This window comes from Nocardia sp. bgisy134 (assembly GCF_057708325.1).
Map to the genome: position 1 here is coordinate 223,599 of NZ_JBYIRW010000010.1, position 19,624 is coordinate 243,222.

Sequence of the window (19,624 nt, forward strand, 5' to 3'; positions counted from 1 at the left end):
TCGGGTGCAAACATTGAAGGCGAGGCTCCACTCCGCTTGACTCAGCCGTCACTGCGATCACTCAGGGAGACCCACCATGGGAGCACACGCGCCGCTGCTGGACGTGCTCGTGCGGTCCGTCGGCACGATGACGAGCGATTTCGACGTAGTGGAGCTATCCCAGCAACTGGTCGACGCGTGTACCGAACTGACCGGCGGCGCCGAGGCCGGTTTGTTCCTCGGCGACCATCGCGGCGAGCTGCGGGTGCTCGCCGCCACCGACGAGCGAGCGCGATGGCTCGTCGAAACGGTCGACGGGCCGTCCAAGCAGGCCTATCGCACCAGCAGTCCCTCGATCGTGGACGACCTCGCCGCCGCCACCCTGGTCTGGCCCGAATTCGCCAGGCACGCACTGGAACACGGCTACCGGTCGACCTACGCGCTGCCGCTGCGACTGCGCACGGACAATCTCGGCGCCCTGACCATCTTCGGCGCAGCGCCGCGCGCACTGAACCGGTCCGCCGTGCGATCCGGGCAGATCCTGGCCGACCTCGCGGCCATCGGCATCGCGCAGCACGTGCTGCGGCCCAGGGTCGAGCCGATGCAGGCCAGACTCCCTGTCGCACTGCAGGACCGGGTGGTCATCGAGCAGGCCAAGGGGGTGCTGGCCGAGCGCGGCGATCTGGACATGACCGAGGCGTTCGGTCGCCTGCGCGCCCACGCGCGACGCTGCGGACTGCGGATGGCCGAACTGGCGGGCGCCGTGGTGGCGGGCAGCGTCGACACGGCGGTCGTGCTGGCCACGCCCGTCGAGCGCCGGGCGTAGCGGGTCAGCGGGCTCCGTTGTCGAAACGGACGCGCCTGCGGAGCACCCGCTCGGCCGCCTCGGCCAGCGAAATCCCTTGGCGCACGGCATAAGTCCGTAGCATGGCGTACGCGTCCGCGGCGCCGACACCACGTTGGGCGATCACCATGCCCGCGGCCTGGTGGATCGACGCGCTCGTCAGCGGCTGGCGCAGCCACTCCCCCGCGTGCTCGGCGGAACCGGTCCGCGCAGACACCAGGTGAGCGGTGATGATGTCGGCGACGTGCAGCCCGGCCGAGATCACCGCCCCGTCCACGTGACCGGGGCTGACCCGGTACAGATCCAGCGCGCCGAATCGCACCGCTCCCAGCCGCAGCGGCATCGCCGTCATCGCGCCGGACACCGGTTCACGGGCCAGCGCCGCGGCGAAACCGGGCCAGCGTCCGCAGTTCTCGGTCAGATCGACGACGGAGACGGGCACACCGGTGGCCACCGCGTCCACCGCGGGCCCCTCCCCGACCGTCGCCTGCATCGTCTCGACTCGCGCGGCGATCTCGTCGCTGCTGCACCACGGCTGCACACCCACGTCGCGTTCATCGATCATGATGGCGGCCCGCTGCACCGGGAGCACCTGCACGGCGGCCTGGCAAGCGGCCGTGAGGTCGCCCCCGCCTCGGCGCAGCGCCGAGAGGAATCTCTCGGTGAGTAACTCGAACTCCGCCACGCCCATCCTATGAACCGCCTGGAATCGACCGGCAGCAGCCAGAATAGCGAAATCCCTTGGCGTGCGGCGGACTACAGCACGGCGGTGAGCGCGTCCGCCTCCGCGCGCAGCATGTCGCCGCGATCGACACGTCCCAGTTCGTCGTAGCTCGCCGCGGCCGTCAGGCGTTCGGCGATCTCGGCGCGGACGATGCCCTCGATATCGGCCTCGCTCAGCTCCCGCCGCGCGACCTCCGCGCCGCCGAGCCCGGCCGCGCTCTCCTCGATCGCGCCCGCTCGCGCGCCACCGATCTCGACGGCCTCGGCGTTGTCGATGGCGCCGAGCGCCGAGCGCAGCGCCGCGGCTACGTGGCGGTCGCGCACCTTCACGGCGGCGGGCAGCGCGACGCGCAATCGCTCGCGCAGCGGCAGGGACCTGTCGACGGTTTCGATGGACCTGGGCATCGACCGTACGCGGGCCGGCCGCCGTGGGTCGAGCGATTTCCGGCCCGCGGTCGCTCAGGGCGTCACAATGGCGAAATCCGGGTCCGGTTCGTCGAACACGCCGACCAAGGCGGCGAGCTTGGTCGGATCGCCCTCGATGGCGATGTCACCCGCGGCGGCGGCCACCCCGAAGTCCTCGCCCTGCAACAGGACTCGGATCATGGTCGCCCTGGTGAGGGTGAATTCGGCGTCCGCGGCGGGCAGCGCGACACCCTCGGGCCGGTCGTAGTGGGTCAGCCTGCCGTTGCGCAGTTCCAGCCGGTAGACGCGGCCTTCGTCGGTGAGGTGCCAGTCGGTGATCACCCGCATGTCCCACGCCTTCGGACCGTCCACGCGCAGCGCCATGGCGTCGAAGATCTGCTCGACGGTCAACGCGGTCAGCATGGCCATCGAGTCGACCTTGGTCGGGGTGCCGAACGAGCCGTAGCGCAGTTCGTAGGCTCCGCTGAGATAGAAGTTGCGCCACGTCGCGTTCTCGGCGCCGTAGCCGAGTTGCTCGTAGGCCGAGGCGAGCAGGTCCTTGGCCGCCTCGTTGCCCGGTTCGGCGAACACCACGTAGTCGACCACCTGCGCGACCCAGCGGAAGTCTCCCTCGGCGTAGGACTCGCGCGCCTTGCGCAGCACTTCCTCGGCGCCGCCCATGAATTCCACGTGGCGGCGGGCCGATTCGACGGGCGGATGCGCCCACAGGTGCGCCGGATTTCCGTCGAACCAGCCGAGATAGCGCTGGTAGATCGCCTTGACGTTGTGGCTGACCGAACCGTAGTACCCGCGCGCGTGCCAGGCGTTCTCGATCGCGGGCGGCACTGTCAGCTGCTCGGCGATCTCGGCGCCGACGTACCCCTGGTTCAGCATCCGCAACGTCTGATCGTGCAGGTATCCGTACAGATCACGTTGCAGCGCCAGGTATTCCACCAGGCGCTCGGTGCCCCAGGTCGGCCAGTGATGCGAGGCGAACACGACATCGGACTCGCGCGCGAACAGATTGATGGCCTCGGTCAGGTACCGGGCCCACACGTGCGGGTCGCGGACCAGCGCACCGCGCAGGGTCACGATGTTGTGCAGGGTGTGGGTGGCGTTCTCGGCCATGCACAGCGCGCGGCGATCGGGGAAGTAGAAATTCATCTCGGCGGGCGCCTCGGTGCCCGGCGTGACCTGGAAGACGATCCGCACGCCGTCGATCGTCATCTCCTGGCCGGTGTCGGTGATGTCCACGGTCGGCGCTATCAGGGTGACCGTGCCGAGCGAGGTGGTCTGCCCGAGACCGGCGCCCACTTGGCCCAGTGGACCCCTCGGCAGCACGGCGCCGTACATGTAGGCCGCACGGCGCGCCATCGCGGTGCCCGCGAAGATGTTCTCGGACACCGCGTGTTCCAGGAATCCGGCGGGCGCGACGACCGGAATGCGGCCCTCCGCGGCGTCTTCCGCGCTCGCGACCCCGAATGCGCCGCCGAAGTGGTCGACATGCGAATGGGTGTAGATGAGCCCGGTGACCAGGCGCTCGCCGCGGTGCTCGCGATACAAACGCAGCCCCGCGGCCGCGGTCTCGGCGGAGATCAGCGGATCGATCACGATGACGCCCCGCTCGCCTTCGACCAGCGTCATATTCGACAGATCCAAGCCGCGGATCTGATAGATCCCGTCGGTCACCTCGTACAGTCCTTGTGCGGCGACCAGCCCGGACTGCCGCCACAGGCTGGGATGGACGGACGCGGGGCACGGCTCGCGCAGGAAACCGTAGGAGTCGTTGTCCCACACCACGGATTCGTCGTCCTGGGCGACCACGCCGGGCTCCAGCGCGGCGACGAATCCGCGCTGGGAGTCGGCCAGGTCGGCCTCGTCGGCGAACGGCAGCATCGCCGCGGCGCGCTGGTGCGCGGCGACGATCACCTCGGTCGGCTCCGTCACTTCGGGCATCGTCCTCCTCCTTCGTCTCGGCCGAACTCGTCTGTCCTGGAATGGATCACCTCGGTGGTTCCGTGAAACCGAGTGCGGCCGCGACACAGCCGGCGAACAGGATCGCCAGCGTCGTCGCGGCGATGACGCCGTCGGGTCTGCCGCGGTGGCCGTGGCGCAGCCACCGGCTGCGCAGATAACCCGCGACCGCCACCGCGATCATGGTCAGCGCCGCGACGGCGGGGGCGATCGCGGCCGCCCGCCAACCGGAGCTCACCACGTGATCGATGCACAGCGCGGCGACGACCATGGCGCTGATGGCGGTGCGGCGCCACGCCAGCGCGGTGCGCTCGGCGGCCAGACCCGCGTCCCTGGCCGTCATCGCAGCAGCACCGCGATGCACGCCATGATCGACACGGCGCCGATGCCCACGGACAGGATCGGCACCAACAGCGTCTGCGGCAGCGGCTCGCCGCGGCGCATCGCGCGTCCGATCCGGCGCCAGTGCAGGTAGGCGCCGAGCGCGACGACGACGGCGAGCACGATGCAACTGACCGCGAGCAGCCTACGCAGACCGGCCATGTGGAACGGCTGCACCAAGGTGTGCACGGCGACGCCGCCCGCGAGCAGGCCGAGCGACGTGCGCATCCACGCCAGGAAGGTCCGCTCGTTGGCGAGCGTGAAGCGATAGTCGACGTTCTCCTCGCCGTCCTCCGATTCCGCGCCGACGTCCGGCAGTGTCACGCCACCTCCCCGGGGAACGAGTGCGGAACGAGCACGGCCGCGACCGAATCGGCCGGGCGCTGAAGAGCGTCCGGGGTCACGCTTCGTTCAGGGTGCACGGGCACCACTCCGTCTCTGGTCCGATTCGTGCCGCAAGCAAACGTTCCGCAACGTCAGCGTATCGGCAGACCGAACGGTCGTCCACGAACCTCGCTGAAGCGTGCGACACGCCCGCGACGACCCGGAATCACACCGGCGCGGCGTCGTGGAAGATCATCGCGAGCCGATCCACGGTCGAGGTCAGCGGTGTGCGGGTGGGTAGTTCCAGCGCGGCCAATTCGGCGGCCAGCGGATGGTCGCCGAGGATCAGTTCGGCCCCGCCCACGCGAGCGCGCATGCCCGACTGCTCCATCCGCCACGGCGTGCGACGCGTGACGCCGTCGATGTGCGCGTAGGCGTCGTACGCGCCGCCCGCGCCACGACGCGACGGCGTTCGCAGACCCGGACGCACCGTCAGATCGACGACCAGCTTGCCGTCCATCCGCAGCACGCCGCGGCGGGCGCCCTCGTGCTCGACCTCGAAATCGGCCAGTTCCTTCGGAAATCCCCAGATCCCCCGGCCCGCGGCGAGGGTGAACTCGCCGTCGACCGGCAGCCGATGGATGAACACGCCCGCGGTGCCACCGGACAACGCCCGCAGGTCGGCCAGTCCGCCGACCTCCGCCGCCGTGTGGTGCCGGACCATGAAGGCCACGCCGAACTCGTGGTACGGACCGAGGTCGCCGTCCACGTACTCGACGAAGACCAGCGTGCACAGCGCGCGATCCCGCGGCAGCTGGATCACCCGGAGACCCGAGTAGGCGATCACTTCCTGCGCCACACCGGCGGGCACGCGGTACGACGCCATGAACGCCCGCGCCCTCCGGATCCGCACCGGCATCGGAACCGGCCTGCCCAGCACGGTGTGGGCGCTCGTCGTCGGCTCGCCCGCGTTCTCCGGCATCCGAATCCTCCACAACTAGAACTCGTTACAGAGGTATCACGGATTCCCTACCAGGTCGCGCCTTTCCGCCGCTTCAGGCGCGCGGGTGCGCCTGGTCGTGCACCTTCTTCAGTCGTTCGATGGACACGTGCGTGTACAGCTGGGTGGTGGCCATGCTGGCGTGGCCGAGCACTTCCTGCACCACGCGCAGATCCGCGCCACCCTCGAGCAGGTGGGTGGCCGCGCTGTGGCGCAGTCCGTGCGGGCCGAGATCGGGCGCGCCGGGGATCGCCGAAACCACCTCGTGCACCACGCTCCTGGCCTGCCGCTGATCCAGACGGCGACCGCGCCTGCCGAGCAGCAGCGCGCGCCCCGATTCGGCGATCGCGAACGCGGGACGGCCGTAGTGCAGCCACTCCGCGACGGCACGGTCGGCGGGCGCGCCGAACGGGACGGAGCGCTCCCGGTTCCCTTTGCCGAGCACCCGCACCAGATGCCGCTCCCGGTCCACGTCGTCGATGTCCAGGCCGCAGAGTTCGCTCACCCTGATCCCGGTCGAATACAGCAACTCGACGATCAACCTGTCCCGCAACGCCATCGGATCGTGCTGCGCCGCACCGGATTCCGCAGCGTCCATGGCCTCCACCGCCTGCTGCCTGCCGAGCACGGCGGGTAGCGTCCGGTGCGCCTTGGGCGAACCGAGCCGCAGGCCGGGGTCGACCTCGAGCCTGCCGGTCTTGGTGAGCCAGCCGGTGAACGTGCGCGCCGAGGACGCGCGCCGCGCCATCGTCGTGCGGGCCGCGCCGTTCGCCGACTGCTCCGCGAGCCAGGAGCGCAGCAAGGCCAGGTCCAGTTCCCGGATCGCGGAATCCGGGGAGCGGGCGTACAGGTGGGCCAGCAGAGACCGGGCGTCGCCGAGGTAGGCGCGCACGGTGTGGGCCGAGCGGTTGCGGCCGAGCCGCAGGTGCCGCCCGTATTCCGACAGCAGCGCGTCCAGGTCCTCCGGCAAATCCTCCACCCCACCACGGTTGCCGTGAACGCGGCGGTTGGCAAGGACCCGCGCCGGGCCGCGCGTCCAGGAGTGTCGCGCATCGCACGAGTCTCCTCATCGTCTCACCTGCTTACGGTGCCAACCGCTTTCGTCGAGACCGATCAATCCCGCCAGGTCGAGCGCGACGAGGGCCGCGCGGATCGCGGGCAGCGGGAGTTCGCAGTGCCTGGTCAGTTCGTGGGGCAGGCGGGAGCCTATCGCGGGCAGCGCGGCGAAGACGGCGGCCTCGTCGCCGGTGAGCTGCTCGGGGGTGTCCGGAACCCGACCCGCGCTGCCTGGCAGGGACAGGCGCAGCGGTCCGGCCTCGTCGACGACTTCCTCGGTGCGAGTGACCAGCAGCGCCTCACCGTCGCGGATCATCCGGTGACATCCTGTCGAGGCCGCCGAGGTGACCGGTCCGGGGACCGCCAGGGCCGGACGACCCAGTCGCCGCGCCCATTTCACGGTGTTGCGCGCACCGCTGCGCAGCCCGGCCTCGGTGACGAGCACGCCGTCGGCGAATGCAGCGACCAGCCGATTGCGGGCCAGGAAATGATGCTTCCTCGCCACCGTGCCCGGCGGGTACTCGCTGACCACGAGACCGACCTCCGCGATCTCGGCCAGCAGCCGTTCGTGCTGGGCCGGGTACGGGCGATCCACACCGCACGCGAGCACCGCGATGGTGGGCCCGCCGACCGCCAGCGCCGCCCGGTGCGCCATCGCGTCGATGCCGAACGCCGCGCCGGACACGATGGTCCAGCCCTGCGCGGCCAGCTCTCCCGCGATCTCGGCCGTGACCCGATTGCCGTATCCCGTGCTGCACCGCGACCCGACCACGGCCAACGCCCGTTCGCTCGACTCCAGCAGCGAGCGCGGTCCCCGCACCCAGAGCACCAGCGGCGCCGCGCCGTCCGGATCGCGCCCCGCTTCGAGCTGACTCAGTCCGAGCAGCCGCCACGCGGGCCACTCGGGGTCGTCGGGTGTCACCACGCGGCCGCCGATCCGCTCGATGACCGTCAGATCGCGTGCCGCCGAGTCGATCTCGCGTCGCCGCCGCGTCGGCCCGCGCAGCGACTCCGGCAGATCGCATTCCCGCACCGCCCGCGCGGCCTCCACCACCCCAACCGATTCGATCAACGCGGACAGCGCCGCACACGGCCCTTCGACGACCCGCGACAGATACACCCAAGCCAGCCGCCGCTCGTCCGCATCCACCGCACCCACACCGCTCGGCGCCCGCGCCGCCGTGCCCGGCGACTGTCGCGAATCACTGCGATCGAAACGGTCTCGAACCCCGATCTCCACGACACACTCGTCCTTTCCACGCAGCTCGTTCACTGCACACCCCGCTGGCGGAAGTTGAGCGCGAGCATGACGTCTTGGGCGCTCGGAACGTCGGCCCCGCGCAGATCGGACACCGTCCAGGCAACACGAATGGCGCGGTCGGCGCCCCTGGCGGACATGCGGCCCATGCGCAGGGCCGCCTCGACCGGAGCGACGGATTCGCGCGGCAGCCGGAACCGCTGGCGCAGTGCGTGTCCCGGCACCTCGGCATTGGTGAGCCAGCCGTCCTCCCGCCAGCGGTGCAGCGCGGCCTTCCTGGCGGCGGCGACGCGTTCGCGCACCACCGCGCTGCTCTCGGCGGCGTCGGCGCTGAACGTCGCACCGGACTGGCCGTGCATCTGCACCCAGATGTCGATCCGGTCCATCAGGGGACCCGACAGCTTGCCGAGGTAGCGGCGGCGCGCGAGGGGCGCGCAGATGCAGTCCACGTCGCGGGCGGGCGCGCAAGGGCACGGATTGGCCGCCAAGACGAGCTGGAAGCGCGCCGGATACCGCGCCACCCCGTCGCGGCGGGCGATGCGAACCTCGCCCTCCTCCAACGGTGTTCGCAGCGCCTCGAGTACCTTTCCGCCGATCTCGGCGCATTCGTCGAGAAAGAGCACACCGCGGTGGGCGCGGCTCACCGCGCCGGGACGGGCCGAGCCCGAGCCACCGCCGATCATCGCGGTCGCCGAGGTGGAGTGGTGCGGCGCGACGAACGGGGGCTCGGTGACGAGTGGATGATCGCCGGACAGCGCGCCCGCCACCGAGTGAATCGCCGTCACCTCCAGCGCCTCCGCTTCCGACAGCGGCGGCAACAGACCAGGAAGACGTTGCGCCAACATTGTTTTGCCGATCCCGGGCGGCCCGGTGAGCAGGAGATGATGCCCACCCGCCGCGGCGACCTCGAGCGCCCATCGAGCCTCGTCCTGACCGACCACCTCGCTGAGATCGCCGCAGGAACGCGCCGTGTCGGGCAACTCACCGTTCGGCTCAGGCAGCGCGCCCTCCCCGCGCAGCCAGGCGATCACGGCGCGCAGGCTGGCCGCGCCGAAGACCTCGACGCCCTCCACCAAACCCGCCTCGGCCATGGCGCATTCGGGCACCACCACCGTCGACCAGCCCGCGTTGCGCGCGGTGATCACCGCGGGCAGGATGCCACGCACCCGGCGCACCCGCCCGTCCAGTGCGAGCTCGCCGAGCAGCACCGTCTTCGCCAGCCGCTCCGAGGGCACCGCGCCCGCCGCGTCCAGTACCGAAATCGCGAGCGCCAGGTCGTAGACGCTGCCGATCTTGGGCAGGGTCGCGGGCGACAACGCGAGAATCACCCGTCCGTCCGGCCACTTCTCTCCCGAATTCGCCACCGCGGAGCGGACCCGGTCGCGGGATTCCGAGAGCGCGGTGTCGGGCAGTCCGACCAGATGCACCGAGGGCAGGCCCTGGCCGATGTCGGCCTCGATCTCGACCAACTGCCCGTCCACGCCCGCGACCGCGACCGAATGGGCACGCCCGAGCGCCATCAGAAGACCGCCTCGAGGTGGTCGATCACCGGGCGTCCGCCGGGCGCGAGCAGCACCGAGATCACGTCGAAGCGGACTCGCCGCCACGGGCCGTCCTGCTCGGCCAGCCAGAGCAGCGCCAGCCGCCGTATCCGCTGTTGCTTGACGAAGGTGACGGCCTCGGCCGGCGTGCCGAAGCCGAGGCCGCTGCGGGTCTTCACCTCGACGAAAGCGGTGGTGTCGGAGTCACGCGCGACCAGATCGAGTTCGCCGTACCGACACCGCCAGTTGCGAACCACGATCTCCATGCCCGCGTCTTGCAGGAACCGTGCCGCCAGCTCTTCCCCGTACGCGCCGAGCGCCTGTTTGTCTGCCACCCGACGATCGTGACCGCACCGCGCCGCGGCCCGGCCGCGACGACCTGGGCCGATACCAGTCCTGTGGACGACGCCTTCGCTGTGGACGACACGCCGTCGCGGCGCTCGTCGCCGGGCCGCTCTGTCGGCGCGGTGTGCTAACGGGCGCCGACAGCGGGTCGAGCCGCGGGCTTACTCGGGAAGCCGCAGGTCGGGCTTCTCCAGCTCCTCGATGTTGACGTCCTTGAAGGTGATCACCCGGACGTGCTTGACGAAGCGCGCGGGCCGGTACATGTCCCACACCCAGGCGTCGCTCATGCGCACCTCGAAATACACCTCACCGTCGGCGTTCTGCGGGCGCAGCTCCACGGAATTGGCGAGGTAGAAGCGGCGCTCGGTCTCCACCACGTACGAGAACTGGCCGACGATGTCCTTGTACTCGCGATACAGCGAGAGCTCCATCTCGGTTTCGTACTTCTCGAGGTCCTCGGCACTCATCGGGTGGGACGTCCTCCTTCTCGCCGCACTGCATCGTATCGGCGGCGTTCGCGTGGCCTGCGTGGTTACCCCGCGCTCCTGCCTCGTGGCCTGACGCTCACACCGCCTGGTCGTCTCTGCTCAATCATCCCGCATGGGCGGCATCGGTAGCTACCCGGCCGTCCTCGAGGCCGTCTGCCAGCACCGCGCCGGCGTATTCGACGACCGGATCGAGTGGCCGTAATCCCGCCGTCTCGCGCACATTGCGCCACGACCGCCGGTGCTCGCTGCACGGACCGAGGGCGTTGAGCGCTGCGGTGTGTTCGGGCGTGTTGTAGCCCTTGTGCGCCGCGAATCCGTAACCGGGGAATCGCTGATCCATCTCCACCATGATCCGATCCCTGGTCACCTTGGCCAGGATGCTGGCCGCCGCGATACAGGCCGCCGCGGCGTCGCCGCCGATCACAGGCAGCGACGGCACCGGAATGCCCGGGACGCGGAACCCGTCGGTGAGCACGTAGCCAGGAGTGTGCCCGAGGCCCGCCACGGCGCGGCGCATGCCCTCGATATTGGCCACGTGGATACCGATGGAGTCGATCTCCCAGGCCGGGATCACCACGACCTTCCAGGACAACGCCAGCCGGGTGATGACCGGATACAGCTGCTCGCGGGTGGCCTCGGTGAGCTTCTTGGAGTCGTCGAGGCCCGCGAGTCTGTCGTAGGCCTTGGGAGCGAGCAGACAGGCCGCCACGACCAAGGGTCCGGCGCACGGGCCACGACCGGCCTCGTCCACGCCGGCCACCGGGCCGAGCCCGCTGCGGATCAGCGCCGCCTCCAGCGTGCGAAGGCCGCCCGCCTTGCGCATCACCACGCGCGGCGGCCACCCGTTGCTCACCGTCATTCGGTTACCCATTGCTCCGGCCTGCCCCACCGTCCAATTATCCTGCGGCCGCGCGCCTCAGTTCGTCTGAGGGTCCTGAGAACGGATGAGACCCATCCGGTTCGGCGGCCAGATCTTCATGACGGCCTTGCCGCGCACGTTGTCGATGGGGACGGTGCCTTGCAGTTCGTCGCCGACGTGGGCGCGGGAGTCCGCGGACTGGTTGCGGTTGTCGCCCATCACCCACAGGTGCCCCTCCGGAACCTTCACCGGACCGAACACGCGGCCCGCGGGATACGTGGCGTTCTGCTGGCCGGGCAGCCAGCGGTAGTCGTTCTCGACGTACGGCTCGTCCAGTGGTTTGCCGTCCACCATGACCCTGCCCTGCGCGTCGCAGCACTGCACGGTCTGGCCGCCGACCGCGATGACCCGCTTGACCAGATCGTTCTCGTCGGGCGGCACGAGCCCGAAGAAGGAGAAGAAGTTCTGCACCCCGCGCACCACCGCGTTGTCCGAGCGGATCGACTGGTAGCGGGTGTTCCAGGAGGACGGTCCGACGAAGACCACCACATCACCGGGTTGCGGGTCGCTGCCGTAGTAGCTGACCTTCTGCACGTAGATGCGATCGCCGATCTGGAGGGTCTCCTCCATCGACTGGGAGGGGATCACGTACGGCCGCCCGACGAAGCTGACCATCAGTGCGGCGATGACGGCCGCGATCACGATGAGGACCGGAAGCTCCTGCCAGAACGGACGCTGCTTCTTCGCCTTCTTCGCCTGCCGCCTGCCGCGGCGTCCCGCCCCCTCGTCGCCCGATCCGGACACCGACACCGACCCACTTTCGTCTGCCACGCGGAACAGACTAGCCCGGCACCATGACTCGCGTCCGGTGCCGGGCCAGTGAAGATCATTTGTGCCGGGTCACGGCGAAGCGCTCAGCGCTTCTCCTTGATCTTGGCCGCCTTACCGCGCAGGTCGCGCAGGTAGTACAGCTTCGCCCGGCGGACGTCACCGCGGGTCAAGACGTCGATGTGGTCGATGTTGGGGCTGTGCACCGGGAAGGTGCGCTCCACGCCGACACCGAACGACACCTTGCGGACGGTGAAGGTCTCACGGATGCCACCGCCCTGGCGACGGATCACGACGCCCTTGAAGACCTGGATGCGCTCCTTCGAGCCTTCGATGACCTTCACGTGCACATTGAGGGTGTCGCCCGGACGGAAGTCGGGGACGTCGCTGCGCAGCGACTTTTCGTCGACGAAGTCAAGGGTGTTCATTTCCATCCTTCTGGAGTTCGCGCGAACAGAGGACCCTGGCGGCACGGACGTGCTCGACCGGTTCATGCTCCGAATTAAGGGATGCTCCCGGGGTCGACATGCACCCAGGGCAACCTGTGCATTGTGCCAGACCAGAGGGCCTCGCCGAAAATCGGGCCCGCAGGATCGGGTCGCTGTCCGGCCGACCGAACGAGACCTGCGGGCACAAACGGCCGCCCGGCCGGTGAGCCCCGCTATCGAGCACCAACGCCGATCAAAAGTGCTCCTCGGCGTGCTCGGCCGCCCACGGCAGGTGGTGGTGGTGCTCCCGATACGGCGCAGGGGGCGCCGCCATCACGGTCCTGGCCAGCTCAGCCTCCGTCGCGGTGCGGACATGCTCGACACTCGGCTTGCCCGCGACCAGGTCCTGCACGAAGATCTTGGCCCGGATGACCGGCCTGCGATATCGGCGTTCCCGCACGATCGCCCGGGACATCAGCCGCCGCCGTTCGGCATAGCGCCACCGCGCCCACGGCGCGCTCGGCCTGCTCAGCCGCAGCGCGCCGACCATGAGCAGGGGCGGGAAGAACATACCGAACAGGCCGGTCCAGATCTTGCCCTTGGCGATGACGATCGCGGCGAGCATCAGATTCACGATGGCGAACACGGTCACCACGATCCGCGCGCCGGTGCCGACGGAAGCGCGGAAGTCGTTGATCTCCAGCAGCGACAACGGATGGAAGCCGAGCAACAGCAGCCCGGTCACCGCCAGCGCGACGAACACCGCGTCCACCGAGGTGCGGCCCTGCTCCTCCCAGTACACATCGCGCAGGTAGTAGATCAGCGCGAACTCGTCCAGCACCAGGGCGGCGCCGACGCCGAACGCCGCCGACAGCGCGGCTCCGGCGGCATTGCTCCCGTCTTCGAAGACGGCGACCAAGCCGAGCCCGGACCCGAGCACCAGGATCACGCCGAACACCATGTGGTGGACGTGCACCGACCCGGCGCGCAGATTGCCCGGCCACCAGCGCACCTTGGCCCTGATCATCCGGACGCTGACCCGGATGAACAGGAACCCGATGATGAAGCCGAAGAGGAAGAACAGCAGGGGTAGGCGGCCCTGCGCGATCACGTCTTCTTCGAGCCACCGTCGCATGGCCGCCTACATCCCTCCGCCCCCGCGCTGAGGTCTACTGGCCGAAACCGGCCCGGCGCAGCGCGTCGGCCATGGAACCGCTCGGCGCGGGGGCATTGCGCCGCTGATTACCCTGACCGCGGCCTTGCTGCTGCCGTCCTCGACCATTCTGCCGCTGCTTGCCGTCTTCGCCCTGCCGCCCGCCGCCCTGGCCGCGATTTCCGCCGCGCTCGGTCTTCGCGGGCGCGCCCGGCTCGTCGTCCAGGCGCAGCGAGAGCCCGATCCGCTGACGGGCGACGTCGACCTCGAGCACCTTCACCTTCACCACGTCACCGGACTTCACGACTTCGCGCGGATCCTTGACGAAGGTGTGCGACATGGCCGAGACGTGCACCAGACCGTCCTGGTGCACGCCCACGTCGACGAACGCGCCGAACGCCGCGACATTGGTCACCACGCCTTCGAGCACCATGCCCGGCTTCAGGTCGGCGACCTTCTCGACGCCCGCGGCGAACTCGGCGGTCTTGAACTCGGGGCGCGGGTCGCGACCCGGCTTCTCGAGTTCGCTGATGATGTCGGTGACGGTCGGGACGCCGAACGTCTCGTCGGTGAACTCCGCGGCCCGCAACGCGCGCAGCACCGCGGTGTTGCCGATCAGCTCGGCCACCCCGCGCCCGGTGGATTCCAGGATGCGCCGGACCACCGGATAGGCCTCGGGGTGCACCGCGGAGGTATCCAGCGGATCCTCGCCACCGCGGATGCGCAGGAAGCCCGCGCACTGTTCGAACGCCTTCGGACCGAGCCGGGGCACGTCGCGCAGCGCGGTGCGGCTGCGGAACGGACCGTGCTGGTCCCGGTGCGCCACAATGCTTTCCGCCACCGAGGACGCGATGCCCGAGACCCGGGAGAGCAGCGGCACCGAAGCGGTGTTGACGTCGACGCCGACCGCGTTCACCGCGTCCTCGACCACCGCACCGAGCGAACGGGCGAGCAGCGTCTCGGAGACGTCGTGCTGGTACTGCCCGACGCCGATGGACTTCGGGTCGATCTTCACCAGTTCCGCGAGAGGATCCTGGAGGCGGCGCGCGATCGACACCGCGCCGCGCAGCGACACGTCCATGTCCGGCAGTTCCTGGGAGGCGTAAGCGGAGGCCGAGTACACCGAGGCGCCCGCCTCCGAGACCACGATCTTGGTCGGCTTGTTCGCCCCGTTCTCCGACGTTGCGGCGATGCGTGAAATCAGCTCGGCGGCCAGAGCGTCGGTTTCGCGCGACGCGGTGCCGTTGCCGATCGCGATGAGCTCGACGCCGAATCGCGCGACCAGCGCGCCGAGCACCGCGAGAGACTTCTCCGTCTGCCCCTGCGGCTTGTGCGGGTAGATCACCTCGGTGGCGACGACCTTGCCGGTGGCGTCCACGACCGCGACCTTCACGCCGGTGCGGTAGCCCGGGTCCAAGCCCATCGTGGTCCGCGTGCCCGCGGGCGCGGCCAGCAGTAGATCGCGCAGGTTGGCGGCGAACACGTCGACCGCGTCCTTCTCCGCGGCCTGGCGCAGCCGCATCCGGATGTCGATGCCGAGGCTGACCTGAAGCTTGGTGCGCCACGCCCAGCGCACCGTGTCCAGCAACCAGGAATCGGCGGGGCGGCCACGGTCGGCGATGCCGAAACGCACCGCGATCCGGCCTTCGTAGACGGTGCGCTCCCCCGGCTCCGGCTCGTCTGTGTCCGGCTCCAGGTGCAGGCTGAGCACGTCCTCCTTTTCGCCGCGCAACAGCGCGAGCACGCGGTGCGAGGGCAGCTTGTGGAAGGGCTCGTCGAACTCGAAGTAGTCGGCGAACTTCGCGCCGGCCTCCTCCTTGCCGGGGCGCACCTTCGAAGTGATCTGGCCGCGATTCCACATCAGCTCGCGCAACTCGCCCACCAGATCCGCGTCCTCGGCGAACCGCTCGACCAGGATCGCGCGGGCGCCGTCGAGCTGCTCGGCGGCGTACTGGGCTGGGTCGGTGGACGGATCGCCGATCAGCGCGTCGGCCACCGGCTCGTGACCCGCCTCGCGCGCGATCTGTGCCTTGGTGCGCCGCTTCGGCTTGTACGGCAGATAGATGTCCTCCAGGCGGGCCTTGGTCTCGGCCAGCATCAGCTGCCCGAGCAGCGCGTCGTCGAGTTTGCCCTGGCCACGGATGGATTCGATGATCGCGCCCCGACGGTCGTCGAGTTCGCGCAGGTAGGACAGCCGCTCGTCGAGCTGGCGCAACTGGGCGTCGTCCAGCCCGTCGGTCGCTTCCTTGCGGTACCGCGCGATGAACGGCACGGTCGACCCCGCGTCGAGCAGCTCGACCGCGGCGCGGACCTGACTCTCGCGCACCCCGAGTTCGTCGGCGAGCCGCCTGCCCACGCTGGCCGGGGCGGCGCCGGTCGGTGCGGCGGCGGTCGTGTCGGTGCTGTTCGAATCTGGACTGGCGATCTCGGGCGCTGTCGTCACGACCCGCAACACTAGCTGGCAGGCCCGCCTCTCCGCGTCTCAGGCCGGTCGTAAGTGCCTCGGGAGTTTCGTACCGGACCGGAGGTCGGGGACGGGGGCGAGTTTTGGGCGTACCCGGTGAGTTACCCGGCCCGTGCGAGATCAGTTGTCGCCTTGGGGATGCCCAGAACAGTTGTCACCTCGGCGGACTCCGCGGTCAAGGGCTCGGGCGAGTTCTCGGCGTGCCCGAGCCCTTGTTCTCGCGAGATCAGTTGCTGTCGTGGCAGGCCTCGTGGGTCAGCCGAGGAGCTCCTTTGCCATTTCCCGCATTTCGGCCTTGCGGATCTTGCCTGTCACCGTCATGGGGAATTCGTCGACGAGGTGGACGTAGCGGGGGATCTTGAAGTGGGCGAGTTTGCCGGTGCAGAAGGCACGCAGGGCTGCGGCGTCGAGGGGAGTTGCGCCCTCGCGCATGCGAATCCAGGCCATCAGTTCCTCGCCGTACTTCTCGTCGGGGACGCCGATCACCTGCGCGTCCAGGATGTCGGGGTGGGTGTAGAGGAACTCCTCGATCTCGCGGGGATAGATGTTCTCGCCGCCGCGAATGATCATGTCCTTGATTCGTCCCGTCACGGCGATGTAGCCGTCGGCATCCATGACGCCGAGGTCGCCGGTATGCATCCAGCGAGCCGCGTCGATGGCTTCGGCGGTCTTCTCCGGCTGGTCCCAGTAGCCGAGCATCACCGAGTAGCCGCGGGTGCACAGCTCGCCGGGCTCACCGCGCGGAACGGTCAGCCCCGTTGCTGGGTCGACGATCTTGACCTCGAGGTGCGGGCCGACGCGGCCGACCGTCGCGGTCCTGCGGTCCATGTCGTCGTCGCGACGGGTCTGGGTGGACACCGGTGACGTCTCCGTCATGCCGTAACAGATGCACACCTCGTGCATGCCGAGCCGGTCGATGACCCGCTTCATCACCTCGACCGGGCACGGCGAACCCGCCATGATGCCGGTGCGCAGGCTGGACAGATCCGGTGTCGCTCCGGCCTTTTCGAGCGTGGCGTCCAGTTCGGCCAGCACGGCGATGAACATCGTCGGCACGCCGTACAGGGAGGTGCACAGCTCCCGCTCGACAGCGGCGAGGGTGGCGGCCGGCTCGAACGACAGCGCCGGAATCACCACCGCCGCACCGTGACTGGTGGCGGCCAGATTGCCCATCACCATGCCGAAGCAATGATAGAACGGAACTGGCACGCAGATCCGGTCCCGCTCGGTATACCCGCACAGCTCACCGACGAAATATCCGTTGTTCAGGATGTTGTGGTGGCTGAGCGTGGCGCCCTTCGGGAAACCCGTTGTGCCCGAGGTGTACTGGATGTTGATCGGATCGTCGGCCGAGAGCGTCGGCGCGATGGCGTCGAGCCGCTCACCGTCGACCGCCGCGCCCGCCACCGCGGCCCACGCCGAGTCGCCGATGATCAAAACCTGCTCGAGGTAGGGGCATTCGGGCCGCACCTCCTCGATCATCTCGACATAGTTCGAGGTCTTGAACTCCGGCGCGGCGATCAGCACCCGAACCCCGGCCTGGCGCAACACATACCCGAGCTCGCTGGTGCGGTAGGCCGGATTGATGTTGACCAGGATCGCTCCCAGCTTGGCGGTGGCGTACTGCACGAGGAACCACTCCGCGCAGTTCGGCGCCCAGATGCCGACGCGCTCGCCCTTGCCGAGACCCCCGGCGGCGAGCCCGGACGCGAGCGCGTCGACGGCCGCGACCAGCTCGCGATAGGTCCAGCGGCGCCCGGTCGGCAAGTCCACCAACGCTTCCCGGTCCGGATGCGCCGCCGCCGTCCGATCCAGATCGGCGCCGATGGTATCGCCGAGCAGCGGCACGTCCGAGGTGCCCGAGGCATAGCTCGGCAGCGCGGGGGTCATCGCGCACCTCCCTGCTGCCGCAGCACGAAACGCTGCACCTTGCCGCTGGGCGTCTTGGGCAAGCTCGTCACGAAATGCACCCGGCGTGGATAGGCGTGCGCGGCGAACTTCTCCTTGACCAATTGTTGTAGCTCGGCGGCCAACTCTTCGCTGCCCGCGGATTCGTTGCGCAACACCACGAATGCTTCGAGCACCTCGCCGCGCAGCTCGTCCGGCAGACCCACCACCGCGGCCTCCGCCACCTGATCGTGCAGCACGAGCACGCTCTCCACCTCGAACGGGCCGATGCGGTAGCCCGCCATGATGATCACGTCGTCGTCGCGGGCGGAGAAGTGGAAGAAGCCGTCCGCGTCACGGGATCCGGCGTCACCGGTGAGGTACCAGCGACCGTCTGCGGTGTAGCGCTGCGCGGTGCGCTCGGGGGCGTCGAGATAGCCGAGGAACCACAGCAGCGGGCTGTGTTCGGTGTCGATCGCGACCCGTCCCAGTTCGCCCGGCGCGGCCTCGCGGTCGGCGTCGTCGGCGAGCACGGCGCAGGTCCAGCCGGGCAGCTGCCTGCCCATCGACCCGAGCGGGGCTGCGGCGCTGAGCTCGTCGTGCCACGCGTTGCAGACGACCATGCCGTGCTCGGTCTGCCCGTAGTGGTCGCGGACGGCGACACCGAGGTTCTCGGTAGACCACGCGACGACCTCGGGGGTGAGCGGTTCACCCGCGGAGGAGGCGCGGCGCAGCGCGAAATCCGGTGGCGGCGAGGTGTCGTCGGCGCGTAGAGCCCGGTACACGGTGGGCGCGGCGGCGAAATTGGTGACCCCGAACCGCTCCAGCACTTGCCAGGTGAGCGGTGCGGAGAATCCGGCGTGCAGCAGCAGGCTGCGGGTTCCGGAGGCGAGCGGGCTCAGGATCGCGTAGTACAGCCCGTAGGCCCAGCCGGGATCGGCGGCGTTCCAGTAGACGTCGTCGGGGCGGACGTCCAGCGCGAACTCCTGATACGCGTGGAAGGAGGCCAGCGCGCGCACCGGGATCGGCACGCCCTTCGGTGTCCCGGTGGTGCCGCTGGTGAACAGCTGGACCAGCAGTCCGTCGCCGCCGACCGAGACCGCCGCCCCGCGCGGGTCGTCGGCGGCGTACGCGTCGAGCAGGTCGGCGAAGCGCAGCGTGTCCGGACCGACCTCCGCCGGCGCGCCCGCGACGATCAGCCGCCACGGCGCGTCGGCCGGAATGTCGTCGCCGGGAGCGAGCTTCGCGGCCTGATCGGCGTCCGCGACGACGAGCACGGCCCGGCTGGCCGCCAGCCGGAAGGCGATGGCGGGCGGCGCGAACGCGGTGAACAGCGGCACGTGCACCGCGCCGCGGCGCCAGATGCCGAGCAGCGCCACGATCAGATCCGCGGACTTGCCCATCAGGGTGGCGACGCGATCGCCCCGGCCGACGCCGAGACCGGCCAGCGCCGCGGCGAACCGCGCCGAACGCTCTCGCAGTTCGCCGTAGGTGAGGTCGGTGGCGCGCAGATCCGCCTCGACCACCGTGAACGCGACCCGTTCGGCGGGATGCCGGTCGCACAGTAGTTCCGCCGCACACGCCTCCGGTCCGTCGTAACTCTCCAGTAGTTCGCGTACCCGCGATTCCAGGTCCGTGCTCATCTCGCCTCTCCTCATCGGTGATCCACGCCACCCTCGTGTCCAAT

Annotated in this window: 19 protein-coding genes; 1 reads left to right on the forward strand and 18 read right to left on the reverse strand. The window is 69.8% G+C overall.

What is annotated here, in order from left to right:
* Positions 1 to 76 precede the first annotated feature (76 nt).
* On the forward strand, positions 77 to 805 hold the full coding sequence (locus tag AC3ERS_RS19595) for a GAF and ANTAR domain-containing protein (protein ID WP_431969471.1): 729 nt from the start codon (positions 77 to 79) through the stop codon (positions 803 to 805).
* 4 nt (positions 806 to 809) lie between these two features.
* Here AC3ERS_RS19595 and AC3ERS_RS19600 read toward each other — a convergent pair whose 3' ends face one another.
* The 18 genes from AC3ERS_RS19600 to AC3ERS_RS19685 form a co-directional block, all read right to left on the reverse strand.
* Positions 810 to 1,508, reverse strand: a complete 699-nt coding sequence (locus AC3ERS_RS19600; RefSeq protein WP_431969472.1) for a GAF and ANTAR domain-containing protein — start codon at positions 1,506 to 1,508, stop codon at positions 810 to 812.
* Positions 1,509 to 1,579: 71 nt separating this feature from the next.
* The gene (locus tag AC3ERS_RS19605) at positions 1,580 to 1,951 is read right to left on the reverse strand and encodes a GatB/YqeY domain-containing protein (RefSeq protein WP_431969473.1); all 372 of its coding nucleotides are present in this window, start codon (positions 1,949 to 1,951) and stop codon (positions 1,580 to 1,582) included.
* A 54-nt stretch (positions 1,952 to 2,005) separates the two neighbouring features.
* On the reverse strand, positions 2,006 to 3,907 hold the full coding sequence (locus tag AC3ERS_RS19610; protein ID WP_431969474.1) for an alkyl/aryl-sulfatase: 1,902 nt from the start codon (positions 3,905 to 3,907) through the stop codon (positions 2,006 to 2,008).
* A gap of 46 nt (positions 3,908 to 3,953) precedes the next feature.
* Positions 3,954 to 4,268: a DUF202 domain-containing protein gene (locus tag AC3ERS_RS19615; protein WP_431969475.1), complete on the reverse strand. Its 315-nt coding sequence runs from the start codon at positions 4,266 to 4,268 to the stop codon at positions 3,954 to 3,956.
* Positions 4,265 to 4,630: a YidH family protein gene (locus AC3ERS_RS19620; protein WP_431969476.1), complete on the reverse strand. Its 366-nt coding sequence runs from the start codon at positions 4,628 to 4,630 to the stop codon at positions 4,265 to 4,267. The genes AC3ERS_RS19615 and AC3ERS_RS19620 overlap by 4 nt, the downstream gene beginning before the upstream one ends.
* Positions 4,631 to 4,856: 226 nt before the next feature.
* Positions 4,857 to 5,612, reverse strand: a complete 756-nt coding sequence (locus tag AC3ERS_RS19625) for an acetoacetate decarboxylase family protein (protein ID WP_431969477.1) — start codon at positions 5,610 to 5,612, stop codon at positions 4,857 to 4,859.
* Between the two features lie 73 nt (positions 5,613 to 5,685).
* Positions 5,686 to 6,609: a tyrosine recombinase XerC gene (locus AC3ERS_RS19630; RefSeq protein WP_431969478.1), complete on the reverse strand. Its 924-nt coding sequence runs from the start codon at positions 6,607 to 6,609 to the stop codon at positions 5,686 to 5,688.
* An 87-nt stretch (positions 6,610 to 6,696) separates the two neighbouring features.
* Positions 6,697 to 7,836, reverse strand: coding sequence for a DNA-processing protein DprA (dprA, locus tag AC3ERS_RS19635; RefSeq protein ID WP_431969544.1), 1,140 nt, complete (start codon positions 7,834 to 7,836; stop codon positions 6,697 to 6,699).
* A 119-nt stretch (positions 7,837 to 7,955) separates the two neighbouring features.
* Entirely contained in the window at positions 7,956 to 9,464 is a 1,509-nt protein-coding gene (locus tag AC3ERS_RS19640; RefSeq protein ID WP_431969479.1) for a YifB family Mg chelatase-like AAA ATPase, read from the reverse strand.
* Positions 9,464 to 9,820, reverse strand: a complete 357-nt coding sequence (locus AC3ERS_RS19645) for a YraN family protein (RefSeq protein WP_431969480.1) — start codon at positions 9,818 to 9,820, stop codon at positions 9,464 to 9,466. Before AC3ERS_RS19645 ends, AC3ERS_RS19640 begins: the two co-directional genes overlap by 1 nt.
* A gap of 171 nt (positions 9,821 to 9,991) precedes the next feature.
* Positions 9,992 to 10,297, reverse strand: coding sequence for a DUF2469 domain-containing protein (locus tag AC3ERS_RS19650; protein ID WP_011210678.1), 306 nt, complete (start codon positions 10,295 to 10,297; stop codon positions 9,992 to 9,994).
* A gap of 124 nt (positions 10,298 to 10,421) precedes the next feature.
* Entirely contained in the window at positions 10,422 to 11,171 is a 750-nt protein-coding gene (locus tag AC3ERS_RS19655) for a ribonuclease HII (protein WP_431969545.1), read from the reverse strand.
* 63 nt (positions 11,172 to 11,234) lie between these two features.
* The gene (gene lepB, locus AC3ERS_RS19660; protein ID WP_431969481.1) at positions 11,235 to 12,008 is read right to left on the reverse strand and encodes a signal peptidase I; all 774 of its coding nucleotides are present in this window, start codon (positions 12,006 to 12,008) and stop codon (positions 11,235 to 11,237) included.
* 83 nt (positions 12,009 to 12,091) lie between these two features.
* Positions 12,092 to 12,433 carry a 50S ribosomal protein L19 gene (gene rplS, locus AC3ERS_RS19665; RefSeq protein ID WP_357400359.1) on the reverse strand — a complete coding sequence of 114 codons (342 nt, stop codon included), beginning with the start codon at positions 12,431 to 12,433 and terminating at the stop codon, positions 12,092 to 12,094.
* Between the two features lie 253 nt (positions 12,434 to 12,686).
* Complete coding sequence (locus AC3ERS_RS19670) at positions 12,687 to 13,568, reverse strand: hypothetical protein (RefSeq protein WP_431969482.1); 882 nt, start codon at positions 13,566 to 13,568, stop codon at positions 12,687 to 12,689.
* A gap of 34 nt (positions 13,569 to 13,602) precedes the next feature.
* Positions 13,603 to 16,029, reverse strand: a complete 2,427-nt coding sequence (locus AC3ERS_RS19675; RefSeq protein WP_431969483.1) for a Tex family protein — start codon at positions 16,027 to 16,029, stop codon at positions 13,603 to 13,605.
* 276 nt (positions 16,030 to 16,305) lie between these two features.
* Positions 16,306 to 17,940, reverse strand: coding sequence for an AMP-binding protein (locus tag AC3ERS_RS19680; RefSeq protein ID WP_431969484.1), 1,635 nt, complete (start codon positions 17,938 to 17,940; stop codon positions 16,306 to 16,308).
* On the reverse strand, positions 17,937 to 19,580 hold the full coding sequence (locus tag AC3ERS_RS19685; RefSeq protein ID WP_431969485.1) for an AMP-binding protein: 1,644 nt from the start codon (positions 19,578 to 19,580) through the stop codon (positions 17,937 to 17,939). The genes AC3ERS_RS19680 and AC3ERS_RS19685 overlap by 4 nt, the downstream gene beginning before the upstream one ends.
* Between the last annotated feature and the right edge of the window lie 44 nt (positions 19,581 to 19,624).

Bases quoted from the DNA above. Each gene is read 5' to 3' on its own strand.
- AC3ERS_RS19595 (WP_431969471.1), top strand. From the start codon at position 77: ATGGGAGCACACGCGCCGCTGCTGGACGTGCTCGTGCGGTCCGTCGGC.
- AC3ERS_RS19605 (WP_431969473.1), bottom strand. From the start codon at position 1,951: ATGCCCAGGTCCATCGAAACCGTCGACAGGTCCCTGCCGCTGCGCGAG.
- AC3ERS_RS19610 (WP_431969474.1), bottom strand. From the start codon at position 3,907: ATGCCCGAAGTGACGGAGCCGACCGAGGTGATCGTCGCCGCGCACCAG.
- AC3ERS_RS19615 (WP_431969475.1), bottom strand. From the start codon at position 4,268: ATGACGGCCAGGGACGCGGGTCTGGCCGCCGAGCGCACCGCGCTGGCG.
- AC3ERS_RS19625 (WP_431969477.1), bottom strand. From the start codon at position 5,612: ATGCCGGAGAACGCGGGCGAGCCGACGACGAGCGCCCACACCGTGCTG.
- AC3ERS_RS19640 (WP_431969479.1), bottom strand. From the start codon at position 9,464: ATGGCGCTCGGGCGTGCCCATTCGGTCGCGGTCGCGGGCGTGGACGGG.
- AC3ERS_RS19650 (WP_011210678.1), bottom strand. From the start codon at position 10,297: ATGAGTGCCGAGGACCTCGAGAAGTACGAAACCGAGATGGAGCTCTCG.
- rplS (WP_357400359.1), bottom strand. From the start codon at position 12,433: ATGAACACCCTTGACTTCGTCGACGAAAAGTCGCTGCGCAGCGACGTC.
- AC3ERS_RS19670 (WP_431969482.1), bottom strand. From the start codon at position 13,568: ATGCGACGGTGGCTCGAAGAAGACGTGATCGCGCAGGGCCGCCTACCC.
- AC3ERS_RS19680 (WP_431969484.1), bottom strand. From the start codon at position 17,940: ATGACCCCCGCGCTGCCGAGCTATGCCTCGGGCACCTCGGACGTGCCG.
- AC3ERS_RS19685 (WP_431969485.1), bottom strand. From the start codon at position 19,580: ATGAGCACGGACCTGGAATCGCGGGTACGCGAACTACTGGAGAGTTAC.